Source organism: Acidocella sp., assembly GCF_052326845.1.
Taxonomy (GTDB): domain Bacteria; phylum Pseudomonadota; class Alphaproteobacteria; order Acetobacterales; family Acetobacteraceae; genus Acidocella.
In genome coordinates, this window is sequence record NZ_JBKQJR010000178.1 from 1 (window position 1) to 16,050 (window position 16,050).

General features: G+C 62.4%; 11 protein-coding genes. 9 read left to right on the forward strand and 2 right to left on the reverse strand.

Features of this window, described 5'->3' with window-relative positions; genetic code table 11:
• Window positions 1-227: 227 nt before the first annotated feature.
• Together ACLPJJ_RS12165 and ACLPJJ_RS12170 are read right to left on the reverse strand one after the other, a co-directional pair.
• Window positions 228-674, reverse strand: a complete 447-nt coding sequence (locus tag ACLPJJ_RS12165; RefSeq protein WP_443591239.1) for an alcohol dehydrogenase catalytic domain-containing protein — start codon at window positions 672-674, stop codon at window positions 228-230.
• A gap of 666 nt (window positions 675-1,340) precedes the next feature.
• Window positions 1,341-1,973: a TetR/AcrR family transcriptional regulator gene (locus ACLPJJ_RS12170; RefSeq protein WP_443591240.1), complete on the reverse strand. Its 633-nt coding sequence runs from the start codon at window positions 1,971-1,973 to the stop codon at window positions 1,341-1,343.
• Window positions 1,974-2,408: 435 nt separating this feature from the next.
• Between ACLPJJ_RS12170 and ACLPJJ_RS12175 the strand changes: the two genes are divergently transcribed.
• The 9 genes from ACLPJJ_RS12175 to ACLPJJ_RS12215 all read left to right on the forward strand — a co-directional run.
• Complete coding sequence (locus ACLPJJ_RS12175) at window positions 2,409-3,599, forward strand: efflux RND transporter periplasmic adaptor subunit (RefSeq protein ID WP_443591241.1); 1,191 nt, start codon at window positions 2,409-2,411, stop codon at window positions 3,597-3,599.
• A 24-nt stretch (window positions 3,600-3,623) separates the two neighbouring features.
• Window positions 3,624-6,773: an efflux RND transporter permease subunit gene (locus ACLPJJ_RS12180; RefSeq protein WP_443591242.1), complete on the forward strand. Its 3,150-nt coding sequence runs from the start codon at window positions 3,624-3,626 to the stop codon at window positions 6,771-6,773.
• Window positions 6,774-6,776: 3 nt separating this feature from the next.
• Window positions 6,777-8,228: an efflux transporter outer membrane subunit gene (locus tag ACLPJJ_RS12185; RefSeq protein ID WP_443591243.1), complete on the forward strand. Its 1,452-nt coding sequence runs from the start codon at window positions 6,777-6,779 to the stop codon at window positions 8,226-8,228.
• Window positions 8,229-8,533: 305 nt separating this feature from the next.
• Window positions 8,534-9,541, forward strand: coding sequence for an iron ABC transporter substrate-binding protein (locus ACLPJJ_RS12190; protein ID WP_443591244.1), 1,008 nt, complete (start codon window positions 8,534-8,536; stop codon window positions 9,539-9,541).
• 3 nt (window positions 9,542-9,544) lie between these two features.
• The gene (locus tag ACLPJJ_RS12195) at window positions 9,545-11,137 is read left to right on the forward strand and encodes an ABC transporter permease (protein WP_443591245.1); all 1,593 of its coding nucleotides are present in this window, start codon (window positions 9,545-9,547) and stop codon (window positions 11,135-11,137) included.
• Window positions 11,138-11,140: 3 nt separating this feature from the next.
• Window positions 11,141-12,220, forward strand: coding sequence for an ABC transporter ATP-binding protein (locus ACLPJJ_RS12200; protein WP_443591246.1), 1,080 nt, complete (start codon window positions 11,141-11,143; stop codon window positions 12,218-12,220).
• Between the two features lie 84 nt (window positions 12,221-12,304).
• Window positions 12,305-13,435, forward strand: a complete 1,131-nt coding sequence (locus tag ACLPJJ_RS12205; protein WP_443591247.1) for a hypothetical protein — start codon at window positions 12,305-12,307, stop codon at window positions 13,433-13,435.
• A complete protein-coding gene (gene efeB, locus ACLPJJ_RS12210; protein WP_443591248.1) occupies window positions 13,432-14,679 on the forward strand; it encodes an iron uptake transporter deferrochelatase/peroxidase subunit in 1,248 nt (415 codons plus the stop codon). The genes ACLPJJ_RS12205 and efeB overlap by 4 nt, the downstream gene beginning before the upstream one ends.
• 30 nt (window positions 14,680-14,709) lie before the next feature.
• On the forward strand, window positions 14,710-16,050 hold a 1,341-nt coding region (locus tag ACLPJJ_RS12215), incomplete at its 3' end, for a carbohydrate porin (protein WP_443591249.1).

Below are 16,050 nucleotides of genomic sequence, written 5' to 3' on the forward strand. Positions count from 1 at the left end.
ACACCTATGACGCCATGCGCGACGCCAGCAAAGAAGCCTGGAATTTCATCGCCAATGATCCCGCTCGAATTATATCAATCGGAACCAGAGACTGGGCATGTGTCAATCTTTAGGGCGCTTGGTATTACATGGGAATGTTGACGCGAAACTTCAGTGCCGCCGCACCTGCGGCGGTCAATTGCCCCGCGCTCGGTCCAGGGCGTAGACCGCGACCGCTGCCGGCTCAATCAACGCCCCATGGACGGCCGATACGCCCGCGGCAGTGGCACGGCGTTCACCGCATATTGGGCCATACCGCCCGACTTCCAACTCAGTCCGATAGCCGCCACTTGCTCGCTGAGCCGAGGCAGGCTGCGGCTTGTATGGTAGTCGTCGGGCGGCGCGATCATCGGCTGGATCGAGACGAGAATGCCGGGAGACACATGCTCTACTTTACTGCCTATGCGCACGACATCGCCGCTGAACTCGTGGCAAAGGATTTGCGGTGCTTTGGCCCCGGTATAGCTGTGTGGGCGCGCGGGACCAAAGATCGGGTCGGCAGCATATTCGTGCAGATCGGTCCCACAGATCCCAGCGTGGCACACCTTCACCAGCACTTCATGTTCGTCGATCTCCGGCTCCGCGACATCCTCGGTGCGGATGTAGCGAGCGGCGTAAAAGCCGGCTGCTTTCATGTCGAGGCTCCTTTCATCAAGCCGCACAATGCCCGCCCGCGAGACCGTAAGCGCCTCCATCCGCGTCTTGAGCTGCAGGGCAAGATAGCGCGAGTAATGGCGCGACTGGTGCAGGTTGGGGGCGATCGAGTACGGCAGACATCGTGGACACTCCTCCTTTGTTGGCGGTTAGTGTCCAATGAGCAAGCGCCATGCCAGCGCAAAAATGGCCAAAATCCTGGAGGCCGGAGCTACCGCACGCCACAGCTGTGGCGCCTGCCGTGCCACAGCTGTGGCGTGATCAATGCCGTTTATGCGGCTGCATCACCTCATACTGGCACATCCCGTGGTCTGCCCCCTTAGAAGGGCTCTACCCTTAATGTAATTTTTTGGCGGATAAGCCTGCCCCAAACTCTGGCCCAGCCTTTACGAGAAAAGCCGGCTTATACGCCCGGTGTCATTAACTGACGCATGCCCAAAGACGTGTTCCGATTGAAGTGATGTGGTCGGGCTGAGAAGTGAGGCATTTGCGCGTCTGGCAGTTCAGCATCCAACCAGTAAGGCGGGCAATGGCTGTTTGGAACATCGCCTCAGGCGCCATGCCGCCTTTTGAGAGCTTCTGACGCGCAACGAGGGCGGAATTGCCATCAGCCGGCTTCCGCGCCGCGAAACTTTGCGGCGAAGTCTTTATCTGGGCCGCACGCCATTGAGAAACACGGCGATGCACCGGCGGATATCAGCTTGACGCTTTGCCGCTCCTGACCATTCTGATATGCTAACGGCTTCGGTAATGATCGAGCCAAAAACCAGATTCATGAGCATGCGCGCAGCGCAGTCGATGTCATCCGTCTCGATGAGGCCGCGCGTGCGCTGATAGGCCAGCCAGTCGGTGAGATCCTGGAGCAGACGTTCGTAGCCGTTGCGCTTTACGATGGCGCCAAGCTCAGGAAACCGCATCGATTCCGCGACGATCAACCGAAGCAGCGCCACGCGTTCGTTCTCCGCCTCCTCGCTGATGTTGACTTTAAACATTCTCTCAAGCGCTTCTTCCAGCGGCAGATTGTCGTAATCGCTGGACAAATCGAACATGGTCCGGCTATGGCCATCGATGACAGCCGCAAAAATCGCGGACTTGTCCGGGAACAGACGGTAGAGCGTCTGCTTCGAAATGTGGCACCGCACGGCGATATCCTCCGTCGTCGTGCAGCCATAGCCCTTCTCCAGGAACAGCTCCCTGGCGCACGCCACAATGATGGCGCGCTGCGCCTCGTCGGGTACGGCCTTGGGGCGCCCGCGTCCCCGGCACGTGGTTTCAGACAATGAGTTCTCCTTCATGCATAACGTTTCAAATTGTAATAGCCCGGTAGAAGAGCCTTGTTAATGTTCCGATGGATAGCAATAACTCTCCTAACGGCGTACCTGTCCGTCACCTTCGCGGCGATCATTCATTGGCCTTGCGCTGCTTGACACCGGCATAGCTAAACCATATCTGTACTATACGGTACCGTAAATGGTGGGCTTCAAATTGCATTTACCTCCTTTCCATCACCTTTCCTCCCTCAGCTCACGAATCGATCAGAGCGTCGCAGAATTCGGATTTCCATCCGGCGTGTTGATTTCTGTGTACCGAAGGTGGAGAGGGGCTGGCTTTGACCTAACGCAAATTCTGAAACCATCACGGCGTCAGGAGACGACGTCCCGGCCCGGCGGTCTGCCGGCGTTTTCGTGCGGATCTCTTTCCTGGTGAGGCGGCGAATGTTCCTTGTTGATTCCTTGCCCCTGCGCAAGGCCGGCTGCGGCGCGGCGTTTGCCTGCCTCGTGATACCGGCAGCGCTGCTCGCGGGCTGCAGCCGCAAAGCGCCATCTCCGCCTCCGCCAGCACCGCCGCAAGTAGGTGTGATCACGGTGACCCCGCAACCGGTGGTGCGTACGACTGAGCTGCCCGGCCGCACCAGTTCCGTGGCAATTTCCGAGGTGCGGCCGCAGGTCAACGGTGTGATCCTGAAGCGCCTGTTCACCGAAGGCAGTGACGTCAAGGAAGGTCAGCAGCTCTACCAGATCGACCCGTCAATCTATCAGGCCGCCTACGACACCGCGGTGGCGACGCTCGCCCATGACGAGGCGGAGGTCATGAGTGCCGACGCCCTGGTCGCACGTGACAAGCCGCTGGTTGCCGCGCAAGCCGTCAGCGAGCAAGATTACGACGATGCGGTCGCCGCCGCAAACGAGGCGAAAGCGGATGTCGCAACGGCGCGGGCCGCGATCGAGCTGGCCCACACCAATCTGGAATACACCAAGGTGCTGGCCCCTATTTCCGGCACCATCAGCCAGTCGGTGGAGACTGAAGGCGCGCTGGTGACGGCGGGCCAGGCGGCCCCGCTGGCCACGGTCACCCAACTCGATCCGATCTATGTCGACGTGAACGAGCCCACGTCCGAGTGGCTGCGCCTGAAGCGGGAAATGGACGCGGGACAGCTTGAGACCACCGGCAACGGAGGTGTCAAGATTAAGCTGGAGCTGGATGATGGCAGCACCTACCCGTTGGCGGGAAAGCCGGAATTCACCGACGTTGACGTGGATGAGAGCACCGGCACTGTCCTCGTGCGGGCGATCTTCCCCAACCCCCAGCATCTTCTTCTGCCCGGCATGTATGTCCATGCCGAAATTGAGGAGGGGATCGATCTCGATGGCATTCTGGTGCCGCAGCAGGCGGTCTCGCACAACACGCATGGGGACGCCACGGTGCTTGTGGTCGGCAAAGACAATGTCGCCACGCTCCGGATCATCCAGACCGGACCCACGATCGGCGGCGACTGGGTCGTGACCGGCGGCCTGCAGCCGGGCGAGCGCGTGGTCGTCGATGGTCTGCAGAACGTCCAGGTCGGCTCTGCCGTGACTCCCGTCCCGGAAGACGGCACCAGGCTCGCCAGCAGCACGGCCCCCTGACCTCCCAAAAATCGAGTACAAGCCATGTCGCGTTTCTTTATCGACCGCCCGATTTTTGCCTGGGTGCTGGCCCTGGTGTTGATGCTCGCCGGTGGCATTGAGATTTTCCTCATGCCCAAGGCGCAATATCCGTCCATCGCCGCGCCGCAGATCACCATATCCGCCACTTATCCCGGCGCCTCGGCGCAGACGGTGGCGGATACCGTGATCCGGCCCATCCTGCAGCATATGAACGGGCTGGATGGGCTGGAATATATCTCGTCCACCGCGGAATCGAACGGATCGATGGAAGTCGACCTGACCTTCGCCCAAGGCACCGACGCCAATATTGCCGAAGTGCAGGTGCTGAACAAGCTGTCTCTGGCGAACCCCGACCTGCCGCCGGAGGTCGTCCAGGGAGGGCTGAATATCAGCAAATCGGCCAAGAGCCACTTTCTGATCATGGGCCTGGTTTCCACCGACCGCAGCATGTCCTCGTCCGATATCGCCGACTACATCGCCTCGCACATGCAGGATCCGCTGACCCGGATCTCCGGGATAGGCAGCTTCAATCTGCTCGGTTCCGAATACGCCATGCGGATCTGGATCGATCCGGACAAATTGTACAAATACGGGCTGACGGCGACCGATGTGACGAGCGCAATCCAGGCGCAGAACGCGGAAATTCCGGCCGGCGAGCTGGGCGGGCTGCCGTCCAACGTGGGGCAGCGGATCGACGCCACCATCATCGGTCCCACCCGCATGCGCACGCCCGAGGAATTTGAGGACATTCTGCTGAAGGTGGAGCAAAGCGGCGCGCAGGTGCGGCTGGGTGACGTCGCGCGGGTGGAACTCGGGCCGCAGAGCTATTCGATCACCGGCCTCTATAACGGCCTGCCCGCCGCCGGGCTCGGGCTCAAGCTCACGCCGGCCGCCAACCAGCTCACCACCGAGGCGGCAGTCAAGGCGGAGATCGCGGTGCTCTCCCGCTCCCTGCCGTCCGGCCTGAAGGTTGTTTACCCGCTGGATACCGAACCGGACATTATCATGTCTCTCACGGAGGTGGTGAAGACGCTGGCCGCGGCCATTGTCCTCGTCTTCGTGGTGATGCTCGTCTTCCTGCAGAATATCCGCGCCACCTTGATCCCCACCATCGCGGTGCCGGTCGTGCTGCTGGGCACCTTCGCGGTCCTCGCCATCGCCGGCTACACCATCAACACGCTGACCATGCTGGCCATGGTGCTGGCGGTGGGGCTTCTCGTCGACGACGCCATCGTTGTGGTTGAAAACGTCGAACGCCTGATGAGCGAACATGGGCTCTCGCCCCGTGAGGCCGCGCGCCGGTCCATGGACGAGATCTCAGGGGCGCTGATCGGCATCGGGCTGGTGCTCTCCGCCGTCTTCCTGCCGATGGCATTCTTCGGCGGTGCAACCGGCGTGATCTACCGGCAGTTCTCCATCACCATCGTGTCCGCCATGGCGCTGTCCGTCCTGGTCGCGCTGATCCTGACGCCGGCCCTCTGCGCGACTCTGCTCAAACCCGCGGCTCATCACGGGCACGGCGCGCAAGGCGGGTTCGCCGGCTGGTTCAACCGCGGTTTCGACGCGATGCGGGGACGTTATCTTCGCGGCGCCGGCTGGATGACCGCCCGCCCGCGCCGGGCGATGCTCGGCTTCGTCCTCATTACCGTCCTGACGGGGGCGCTCTTCGCCTGCTTGCCGACGGGGTTCCTGCCGAGCGAGGATGAGGGACTGATGTTCGGTCAGGTGACGCTCCCCGCCGATGCGACGGCCGAACAGACCGCGGCCTTCAACCATCAGGTCATGAGCTATCTGCAGTCCCAGTACAAAGACAGCATTGATTCTGTTTTCACCGCCACGGGTTTCAACTTTGCGGGTCAGGCCGAAAATCAGGGCCTCATCGTTGTCCACTTCAAGGACTGGTCGCAGCGTCCAAAAGCGTCGCAGTCGGTCGCGGCGGTCACGCATCAGGCCATGCTGCATTTCGCGGGTAACCGTGACGGCCGGGTCTTCTTCTTCTCGCTGCCGCCGGTCCACGATCTGGGTAACGCCGACGGCTTTGATCTGGAGCTCGAGAACCAGGGACAACTCAGCCACGCGGCGTTCCTCGCGGCGCGTAACCAGTTCCTCACCATGGCGAGGCATGATCCGTTGCTCGCCTATGTGCGCCCGAACGGGCTGGAAGACGCGCCGCAATATCAGCTGCACATCGACCGTGAGAAGGCCATGGCGCTCGGCGTGTCGGTTGACGACATCAACACGACCGTCGAGACCGCGCTCGCCTCGGATTATGTGAACCTGTTCATGCGCGAGGGCCGGGTGGAGCAGGTCTATGTGCAGGGCACGGCGGATGCCCGCATGCTGCCATCCGACGTGTCGCGCTGGTATGTGCGCAACGCGCAAGGAGGCATGGTGCCGCTGGATGGTTTCGTCGACGGCTCCTGGACGCTCGGGCCGGAGAAGGCCGAGATCTATAACGGTGTGGACTCGTATGAAATCCAGGGCAGTCCCGCCGTGGGCGTGAGCAGCGGCACGGCCATGGCCGAGGTGAAGCGGCTGGTTGCCGAGCTCCCGCCGGGCGTCACCATGGATTGGACGAACCTTTCCTACGAACAGGTGAAGGCCGGGTCCCAGACTTTGGCGCTCTACGTGCTGTCCTTCATCATCGTGCTGCTCTGCCTCGCAGCACTCTACGAAAGCTGGCCTATCCCGATCTCGGTGATGCTGGTGGTGCCGCTGGGGGTGGTTGGCGCCATCGCCGCGATGCTCTCCCGCGGCCTGTCCAATGACGTCTATTTCCAGGTCGGCCTGCTCACCACCATGGGTCTCGCGACGAAGAACGCCATCCTGATCGTCGAATTCGCCAAGGCATTTTTCGACGGTGGCATGTCGCTCGCCGAGGCAGTTTTGCACGCGGCGCGTGAACGCCTGCGGCCGATCCTGATGACTTCGATCGCCTTCGTGTTCGGGACGCTGCCGCTCGCCATCGCCACCGGCGCGGGTGCTGCCAGCCGCACGTCGATCGGCACGGCCGTGATCGGCGGCATGCTCAGCGCCACCGTGTTGGCGATCTTCTTCGTTCCGGTGTTTTTCATTGTGGTGCTCAAGCTGTTCAAGGTGGCGCCCCGGCCGGCGGCCGCGCCTGCCACCACCGCCATCGGGCAGGAGGGCTGAGAGATGCGCCACTTCGCCGCGACGAGTCTGCTGCTGGCTGGACTGACCGGATGCAGCCTGATCCCCACATACCACCGCCCGGCCTTGCCGGTCGCGGCGCAATACCCCGACGCGCCTACCACCGGTGCCAAGCCCGCCACGGGGATGCCTGCGGCGGATATAGGGTGGCGCGACTTCTTCACCGACCCGGTCGAGCAGGAGCTGATCGTGCTGAGCCTCGCGAACAACCGCGACCTGCGGATCGCTGTGCTGAATGTCGCCGGGGCGCAGGCGCAGTATGAGTCGGAGCGAGCCAATTTGTTCCCGACGGTTGACGCCGACGCCGGCTATCTGCGCTCCAGCACGCCGGGCGATGTCACGGGCATGTCCAGCCGGGAGGAGGTCCGCGAGTACAGCCTGGGCGCAAGCGCTGTGTCCTGGGAGCTGGATCTGTTCGGCCGCATCCGCAGCCAAGCGAGCGCTGCGCATAATACATTCCTGAGCGACGCCTATATGCAGCAGAGCACCCAGATCGCGCTGGTCGCCCAGGTCGGCTCGGAATATCTCACCTGGCTGGCCGATCGGGAGGCTCTGGCGGTCTCCCAGGCGACGGCCCAAACCCAAAGCGCCTCGCTGCAGCTGGTTCAGGCCAAAGCGGCGCATGGCGAAGCGACCGCGCTGGACGTGGCCCAGGCCGAGACCACCGTGGATACCGCGAACGCAAGCGTTGCCCAATATACCAGGCAGGTTGCCCAGGACATGGACGAGCTGGTGCTGCTTGTGGGAACGCCGCTGCCGCCGGCGCTTGTCGCGCAAATGGATGCCGCCGCCGGGCTCGACTCCGAACCTGGTTTTCCCGATCTGCCGGCCGGGCTGCCCGCGAATCTGCTGGAACGCCGCCCAGACATCCGGGCTGCCGAGCACACGCTGATGGCGGCGAACGACAATGTCGGCGCGGCGCGGGCAGCGTTCTTCCCCGAAGTTACCCTGACGGCGCAGGGCGGTGCCGCCAGCAATGGGCTGAGCCACCTGCTGAGCGATTGGCCAGCGACCTGGCTGTTCCAGCCTTCGGCCAGCGTGCCGATCTTCGACGCGGGGCAGAATTTCGCCAATCTGGACGCTGCCAAAGTCGAGAAGCGAGTCGAGATCGCCAGCTACGAGAAGGCTATTCAATCAGCATTTCGTGATGTCGCTGACGCGCTGGCAGCCCGTAGCACCTATGCTGATCAGGTCGCCGCTGAACAGGCTCTGGTGGATGCCGATGACCGCTATTATCAGCTGTCGGACATGCGGTTTAAGGCCGGCATCGATTCCTACCTGAACGTCCTGATTGCACATGACGCGCTCTTCGACGCACAGCTGACACTGATCAATCTGAAGCTCGCTTCGATGCAAAGTTCGATAACGCTCTATAAAGCGCTCGGCGGCGGCTGGCAGGAGTATTCGGAAGCCGAACATCTTGCCTCGGCGCATTGAGGGGCAGATGAATCACGCTGTCTCGAAGGGGCACCCGCGAAGTTAACTTGCGAGTGGCAGGCCAGGGGCCGAGCTATGGGGATTTGTGGTTTTCGGGGACCGTGGCGGTGGCCGTTACCATTTTCTCATTCCCCTATACCCCCGCGGGCCCCGCCAACGGTATCCTCAGCGGTGGGACGCACGCCGGCATAGAACGCGATCTGCGTTCCTAAAGACGGTTGACAGGCCTGGCCATATTCAGGTACTCATCAAGAGTTAAATGAGAATAATTCTTATTATCATTTAGACGTGGAGTTTCATCCCTCATGAAATATGCTTCTGCCTTGATGGTGGCCGGCCTCGGTCTGGGCTTGGGTCTGCATGCGGCGCACGCGCAGCCGGCCACGTTGACGCTCTACAGTGCCCAGCATCCGCAGGTGGATGCGATGCTGGCGGCCGAGTTCACCAAGGAAACTGGGATCAAGGTATTGCTGCATGAAGGGGAGGGGCCGGATATCGCCTCGCAGATCATCCAGGAAGGCGCGGATTCTCCGGCCGATGTGTTTCTGACCGAGAACTCCCCCGAGCTGAACTTGCTCGATGAAAAGGGTCTATTGGCCTCTGTCGCTCCCGCCACCCTGCAACAGATCCCGGCGCAATACAGCGCCACCGATGGCGATTGGCTCGGCATCCTGGCCCGTGAGAACGTGCTGGCCTACAATCCCGCCAAGGTCAGTGCCAGCGCCTTGCCGGCCTCTCTGCTCGACCTCGCCAAGCCGGAATGGAAGGGCAAGGTGGGGTTCGCGCCGTCCGACGCGGATTTCCTGCCTCTGGTCAGCGCCGTCATCAAGCAGGATGGCAAGGCGGCGGCCCTGGCTTGGCTGCAGGGGCTGAAGGCCAACGGCTTGATCTACCAGGACGATGAAAGCGTGGTCGCGGCGGTGGCGCGTGGTGATGTGGCTACCGGCATCATCAACAACTACTATTGGTACCGGCTCGAAACCGAGCTTGGCCCGGACAAGATCGACAGCAAAATCTACCATTTCAAGGGCGGCGATATTGGCGGGCTGATCAATGTCTCCGGTGCGGCCGTGTTGAAATCGTCGAAGAACCAGGCGGCGGCGCAGGAATTTCTCGCCTTTCTGGCAAGCCGGAAAGCGCAGGAAATGCTGGGGGCAAGCGATATCGACTATGAATACCCGCTGCGCCCCGGCATCGCCCCCAATGCCAAGCTGACGCCGTTCAAGGATTTGCAGCCGCCTGCCATCAACGTGTCGCAGCTCGGCGACGACCAGGCGGCGGGCCAGCTTCTGCAGCAGGCAGGGTTGATCTGACCGATGCGGACCGCTGGCGACAGGGTTGCAGCCGCGCCAAAACGCCCCAATCCGGGGCTGCTGGTGGCGGGCGCGGCGGTGTCTGCCCTGGTGCTGCTGCCGATTGTGGTAACGGCGGCCAATGCCGAGGCCGCTGGCTGGCAGTTGGCGGTGGCCCTGCTATGGCGGCCGCTGGTTGGCGAGTTGCTGCTTAATACGCTGTCGCTGATCGCCTGCGTCACTGCCGCCTGCGCCATTATCGGTACCGCCGCCGCTTGGGCGGTCGAGCGCAGCGATCTGCCGGGGCGGCGGCTCTGGGGCGTGCTCATCGTGGTGCCGCTGGCCATTCCGGCTTTCATTTCGAGCTACGCCTGGCTGTCGCTAAATTCGGCCTTCGCCACTTTCGGGGGCGCGCTGCTGGTGGTGACGATGTCCTATTATCCGCTGGTTTATCTACCGGTGGCGGCGGCCTTGCGGGAGATGGACCCGGCTTTGGAAGAAACCGCGCGGGCGCTGGGCAATAATACGCGCGCCGTGTTCCTGCGCGTGGTGTTGCCGCAATTGCGTCCGGCTTTACTGGGGGGCATGCTGCTGGTGGCGCTGAACACGCTGGTCGAGTTCGGTGCCTTTGCGCTGCTGCGCTTCCGCACCTTCACCACTGCTATCTACGCCGCTTATCAGGCCGGGTTTTCCGGTGCCGAGCCGGCCCTGCTGGCGATGATCCTCATTACTCTCTGCATCGTCTGCCTGGCGGCCGAGCATATTGTGCGCGGCAAGGCGCAATACGGGCGCGTGGCGCGTGGCACACGGCGCGGCGCGGTGCGCTATCGGTTGGGTCCATGGCGCGCCGTGGCGCCTGCCGCATTCGCGCTGCTGGGCCTCGTTTCACTTGCTGTGCCGCTGGGGATGATCACCTATTGGCTGACACAGCCGAGCGCCGCCGCCACCACGGTTGCCGCGTCTTCGCTGGTCACTCTGGGGCAGGCGGCCTGGACGTCGGTGCGGCTTGGGGTAGGCGGGGCTGCGCTAACAATGCTGCTGGCGCTGCCCCTAGGGCTGCTCGCCACTCGCTATAATGGCTGGCTGATCGTGTTGCTGGAGCGTGCTGCCTATTTGGCGCAAGGCGCGCCCGGAATCGTCGTGGCGCTGGCGCTGATCTCGTTTACCGTCCACGCCCTGCGGCCGCTCTACCAAAGCACGCTTTTGCTGCTGCTTGCCTACGCCATCCTGTTCCTGCCTTTGGCTTTGGTGAGCGTGCGTGCGGCGCTGTTGCAGGCGCAGATACGGCTGGAGGAAGCCGGGCGCTCGCTTGGTTTGGGCTGGTTTGCCGTGATGCTGCGTGTGACCTTGCCGCTGGCAGCACCTGGCCTGGGCGCCGCAGCGGCGATGGTGTTCATTTCGGTCACCACGGAGTTGACCGCAACCCTGCTGCTGGCGCCGATCGGCACGCAGACATTGGCCACGCAGATTTGGGCTGATACCTCGACTGTCGCTTTTGCGGCGGCAGCCCCCTTCGCGGCGGCGATGGCGATGATGTCCATGCTGGCCTCCTGGCTGCTGGCGCGTCGGTTCGGCGCGACGAGCGTGTTTTCGGTCACAGGTAAGGGCGCGGCATAATCCATGGCCAATTTGCAAATTACGAGGCTGGCCAAATTCTTTGGCAAGAGCCCGGTCCTGCGCGATGTGAGCTTCAGCGTTGCCCCCGGCGAGCTGGTGGCGATATTGGGGGCGTCAGGGAGCGGCAAGACGACATTGCTGCGGCTGATCGCGGGGTTTGAATCAGCCGATGGCGGCGAAATCAGACTCAACGATGAAATCATTGCCTCGCAGTCAGTGTTCAAGCGTCCCGAGCAGCGCGGCATAGGCTATGTGGCGCAGGAGGGGGCCCTCTTTCCGCATCTATCGGTTGCGGACAATATTGTCTTCGGCCTCAGCCGGGCGCAGCGGAAGGCGCGCTATCGGGTCGCGGAACTGCTCGCCCTGGCCGGCTTGCCCGCACATTACGCTGACCGCGCACCGCAACAGCTTTCAGGCGGCGAACAACAGCGCGTGGCGCTGGCGCGCGCTCTGGCACCGAACCCGAAACTCCTGCTACTTGACGAGCCATTCTCCGCGTTGGACGCGGGTTTGCGGGGGGAGACGCGGGCAGCCGTGGCGGAAGCAATCCGTGCGGCGGGCGCCACCGCCATCCTGGTGACCCACGATCAGGATGAGGCGCTCTCCATGGGCCGCCGGGTCGGCGTGCTGCAGCACGGCACATTGGTGCAAATGAGCCCGCCAGAGATTCTGTATCATCATCCCGTCAGCGCTTTTGTCGCCGATTTTGTCGGCGATGCCGTGTTCACCCCGGGCCTCGCCGGCAGTGGAAAAGTGCATTGCGCCCTGGGCGAATTATGCCTGGCGGCGGACAATGTGGCGGGGCCGGTTAAGGTCATGATCCGCCCCGAGCAGATTAAGATCAACGCGGATTCCGCCTGTGGCGGTGTACCGGCGGTGATAAAGCACATGACGTTTTACGGGCATGACGCCGTCGTGACGCTCGATGTAAAAGGCGCACTCCAGACAGAGGAGGTCACCGCCAGGGTCTTCAGCCACACCATGCCGCGGCATAGCCGCGCGGTGTGGCTGCAGGTGGAGGGAAGTGTTGTGGCTTATCCAGCGCCTGTCACGGTGCCCGGGCCCGAGACGGTTTCAGCCTGACATGACGCCGTGCGCCCCTCATTTTGCGCCCCTTAAATGCGAACGATTTTCATTAAAAGTTAGAATAGCGGAGAGAGAACCACAATGATGGCATACAAAACCTGTTCAACCTTGCTCACGGTTTCCTGCCTCGCCCTGGCCGCCGCAACGCCTGTGGCGCAGGCGCAAACCGCGGGTTCAGGCGCGTATCTGGCAACCGTGCACAAGCATCATCTGGTCACCTCCACTGTGCCGGTGAATGGCGACCAGAACCCCTATGCGATGGTGGTGGCGCCTGTGACCGCCGGGGCGGTGCAGAAAGACGATCTGCTGGTCGATAATTTCAACAACCGGGCTAATCTGCAGGGCACCGGTAGCACGGTCATCGACTACCGGCCGTCCACCGGGCAGACCAGCACCTTTGCCACCATTCCGCACAACCTGCCTGGGTGCCCTGGCGGTGTCGGGTTGAGCACGGCGATGGTCATGCTGAAATCCGGCTGGGTGATCGTTGGCAGCGCGCCGAGCACGGACGGCACAACCAAAACGCTTGGAGCAGGGTGTCTGATCGTGCTGGATTCCACCGGCAAGGTCGCGGGCACCGTCGCAGGGCCGGAGATTGCCGATCCCTGGGGCAACATGGCCTGGATCGACAATGGTGACACCGCGACGCTGTTCGTCAGCAATGCCGGGTTCGGCATTGGTGCGCCCGGGCAACCCGTGCAGAATACCGCTACGGTGCTGCGCCTAGGCTTGAGCATTCCCGCGGGCAAACCGCCTCAGGTCACCAGCAAAACGGTGATCGGCAGTGGCTTCAGCGCGCAGGCCGATGCCGGCGTGTTCCTGATCGGGCCGACGGGCTTGACCCTGGGCAAGGATGGCACGCTTTACGTCTCCGATGCGATCGGCAACCGGATCGTGGCGATCCCCGATGCCGCGACACGAACGGACAGCGCCGGTACTGGTACGCTGGTCAGCAAGGATGGCCTGCTCAACCGGCCGCTGGCGATGGACATGGCGCCTAACGGCCATCTGCTGGTGGTGAATGGGCTGAACGGCCAAGTCGTGGAGATTGATCCGGCGACCGGAAAGCAGCTTGGCGCGCAATGGATCGATGCCGATGAGGCGCAAACGCCGCCGGGGAGCGGCGATTTGTTCGGCATTGTCGTGAATCCCACCGGCAAGGGATTTTATTATGTGGAGGATGACATGAACACGGTGGTTCAGGCGCAATGACCGAGAAAAAGCTAAACGGGCCGTCGAGGCGGTCCTTCTTTGGTGTGGCGGGCGGGCTTGCGGGTGGCGTTGCGGGCGCCATGGTCACGCGCGCACAAGCCTCGCCGCTGCTGCCGCAGGATATGTCTGAAGCCGCGGAACCATTTTATGGGGTGCATCAGGCAGGCATCACGACGCCGATGCAGGATTCCCTGTATTTTGCATCGTTCGACTTGGCCACGACGAGCCGCCAAGACGTTGTGGCTTTGCTGCAAGCCTGGACCGCGGCGGCCGCGCGCCTGACTGCGGGCTTACCGGCCGAACCAGACCAGGATAGCGGCGAAGCGGTGGGGATGAATCCGTCCCGGCTAACCATCACGTTCGGCTTTGGGCCCGATCTGTTTACGTTGGATGGCAAAGACCGGTACGGACTGGCCGCAAAACGGCCGGCGGCGTTGGTGGATTTGCCGGTCTTCAACGGCGACCAACTGGTGGACGGGCAATGCGGCGGCGCGCTCTGCATCCAGGCTTGTGCCAATGACCCGCAGGTGGCGTTCCATGCCGTGCGGCAGCTGGCGCGCCTCTCCTACGGCGCGGCGGAACTGAAATGGGTGCAGACCGGTTTTGCCACAGCCAACAAGACGCAAGGCACGCCGCGCAACCTCATGGGCTTCAAGGACGGCACGATGAACCCAGCCGGGGCCGCTATGGAAGACGCTGTATGGGCAGGACCGGAAGGACCGGCCTGGATGCAGGGTGGCAGCTATATGGTAGCGCGGCGCATCCGCATTGCCCTGGAGCATTGGGACCGCATGCGCGTTGCGTTCCAGGAGCAGACCTTCGGCCGTCAGAAGGCATCTGGCGCGCCGCTTGGTGGCAAGACGGAATTCGATGCTCCGGATTTCAATGCCACGGACGCGAACGGCAATTACGTCATCCCGGAAACCTCGCATATGCGGCTGGCCGCGCCGGCGAATAATGGCGGCGCGCAGATCCTGCGGCGGTCCTACTCCTACAATGACGGCGCGAATTTCGTCGCCGAGCGCTGGCCACCCTGGCACCAGGGTATCGAGTACGATTCCGGTCTGTTCTTTCAGGCTTATCAGAAAGATCCGCGCACCGGCTTCATCACGATCTTCGATAAGATGTCGAAGATTGATGCTTTGAATCAATTCACCACGCATGTGGGCAGCGCGGTCTTCGCCTGTCCACCCGGGGTGCGGAAAGGCGAATATATCGGTAAGACGCTGTTCGAGACCGCATAATCTAACAGACGGGCTTTACAGGAGAGAGCAATGGGAAAATCCAATCGTGATTGGATGCGGGGGAGCCTGTCCGCAATCTCGCTGGCAGCGGCGCTCAGCATACTGGTTGCCGCGCCGGCTCTGGCGCAGAGCGAGACTGGCAATATCGGGCAGAGGTCAAACCTGCTCGGCGATATGGGCGGTTTGCGCACCGTCCTTGGCAATTATGGCGCCACGCTCAACATCACGGATAGCGAGAACCTGCTCGGCAACACCCTGGGCGGTGTCAAGCAAGGGGCCACGCTGCAGGGCTTGACCACGGGCATTCTGGAAATCGACACGGGCAAGGCATTCGGGTTGCAGGGTGGTACGTTCCACATCAGCGCCTTGCAAATCCATGGTCAACAGCTGAGCCCCGCGTACCTGGACAACCTGCAGACCGCCAATGGCAATGAGGCCGAGGATGGCACAAGGCTCTGGGAAATGTGGTACGATCAGGCCTTCGACCACAGCCGCGCCGATCTCAAGATCGGCCAGCAGAGCATCGACAACGAATTTATCATCAGCAAATATTCCGGCCTGTTCGTCAACACGATGGCCGGCTGGCCGCTGATCCCGACCTACGATCTTTATGGCGGGGGGCCGGCCTATCCGCTCTCGTCCCTCGGCGTACGGTTGCAGTTCAAACCGGCGGATAATCAGACGCTTCTGGCTGGTGTGTTCGATGACAACCCCGGCGGCGGGTCGTTCAGCGAGGATGCGCAGATGCTCGACTATGATGGTGCCAAGTTCAACCTGAACACCGGCGCGCTGTACATCGCCGAATACCAATATTCAGTGAACGAGCCCGCGGTTGGAGAGAGGGTGCAGAGCGCCGGTCAGTCGTCGGGTCTGCCGGGTACCTACAAGCTTGGCTTCTGGTACGACACGGGAAGCTTCCCGGATCAGAGATTCGGCACGGACGGGCTTTCCCTCGCGGCTCCGGATAGCAACGGTAATCCGATCATGCATCATGGCAATTATGGCATTTACGGCGTGGTGGACCAGACGGTCTGGCAATCGGCGGCCGACAGCTCCAGAAACCTGAATATCTTCGGCAGAATCATGGGCGCGCCGGACACCCAGAACTTAATTGATTTCTTCTTCAATGGCGGTGTGACGCTGGCGTCTCCGCTGCCGGGGCGGGACAACGACCAGGCGGGCATCGATTTTGGGTTGGGCAAGGTGAGCAGCCGCGCCGCTGGCCTGGACCGGGATGCAGGCGTGACTGCGCGGGGGACCGAAGAGCTGATAGAAGTCACGTACCAGGCGCAAGTCGTACCATGGCTGGCGGTGCAGCCCGACGTCCAGTACATCGTTAATCCGGGCGCCGGCGTATCCGCCCCCGGCGAT

What these genes read in the sequence shown, in the direction of transcription:
- ACLPJJ_RS12165 (WP_443591239.1), bottom strand. Translation starts at nt 674, where the DNA reads ATGAAAGCAGCCGGCTTTTACGCCGCTCGCTACATCCGCACCGAGGAT.
- ACLPJJ_RS12175 (WP_443591241.1), top strand. Translation starts at nt 2,409, where the DNA reads ATGTTCCTTGTTGATTCCTTGCCCCTGCGCAAGGCCGGCTGCGGCGCG.
- ACLPJJ_RS12180 (WP_443591242.1), top strand. Translation starts at nt 3,624, where the DNA reads ATGTCGCGTTTCTTTATCGACCGCCCGATTTTTGCCTGGGTGCTGGCC.
- ACLPJJ_RS12185 (WP_443591243.1), top strand. Translation starts at nt 6,777, where the DNA reads ATGCGCCACTTCGCCGCGACGAGTCTGCTGCTGGCTGGACTGACCGGA.
- ACLPJJ_RS12190 (WP_443591244.1), top strand. Translation starts at nt 8,534, where the DNA reads ATGAAATATGCTTCTGCCTTGATGGTGGCCGGCCTCGGTCTGGGCTTG.
- ACLPJJ_RS12195 (WP_443591245.1), top strand. Translation starts at nt 9,545, where the DNA reads ATGCGGACCGCTGGCGACAGGGTTGCAGCCGCGCCAAAACGCCCCAAT.
- ACLPJJ_RS12200 (WP_443591246.1), top strand. Translation starts at nt 11,141, where the DNA reads ATGGCCAATTTGCAAATTACGAGGCTGGCCAAATTCTTTGGCAAGAGC.
- ACLPJJ_RS12205 (WP_443591247.1), top strand. Translation starts at nt 12,305, where the DNA reads ATGATGGCATACAAAACCTGTTCAACCTTGCTCACGGTTTCCTGCCTC.
- efeB (WP_443591248.1), top strand. Translation starts at nt 13,432, where the DNA reads ATGACCGAGAAAAAGCTAAACGGGCCGTCGAGGCGGTCCTTCTTTGGT.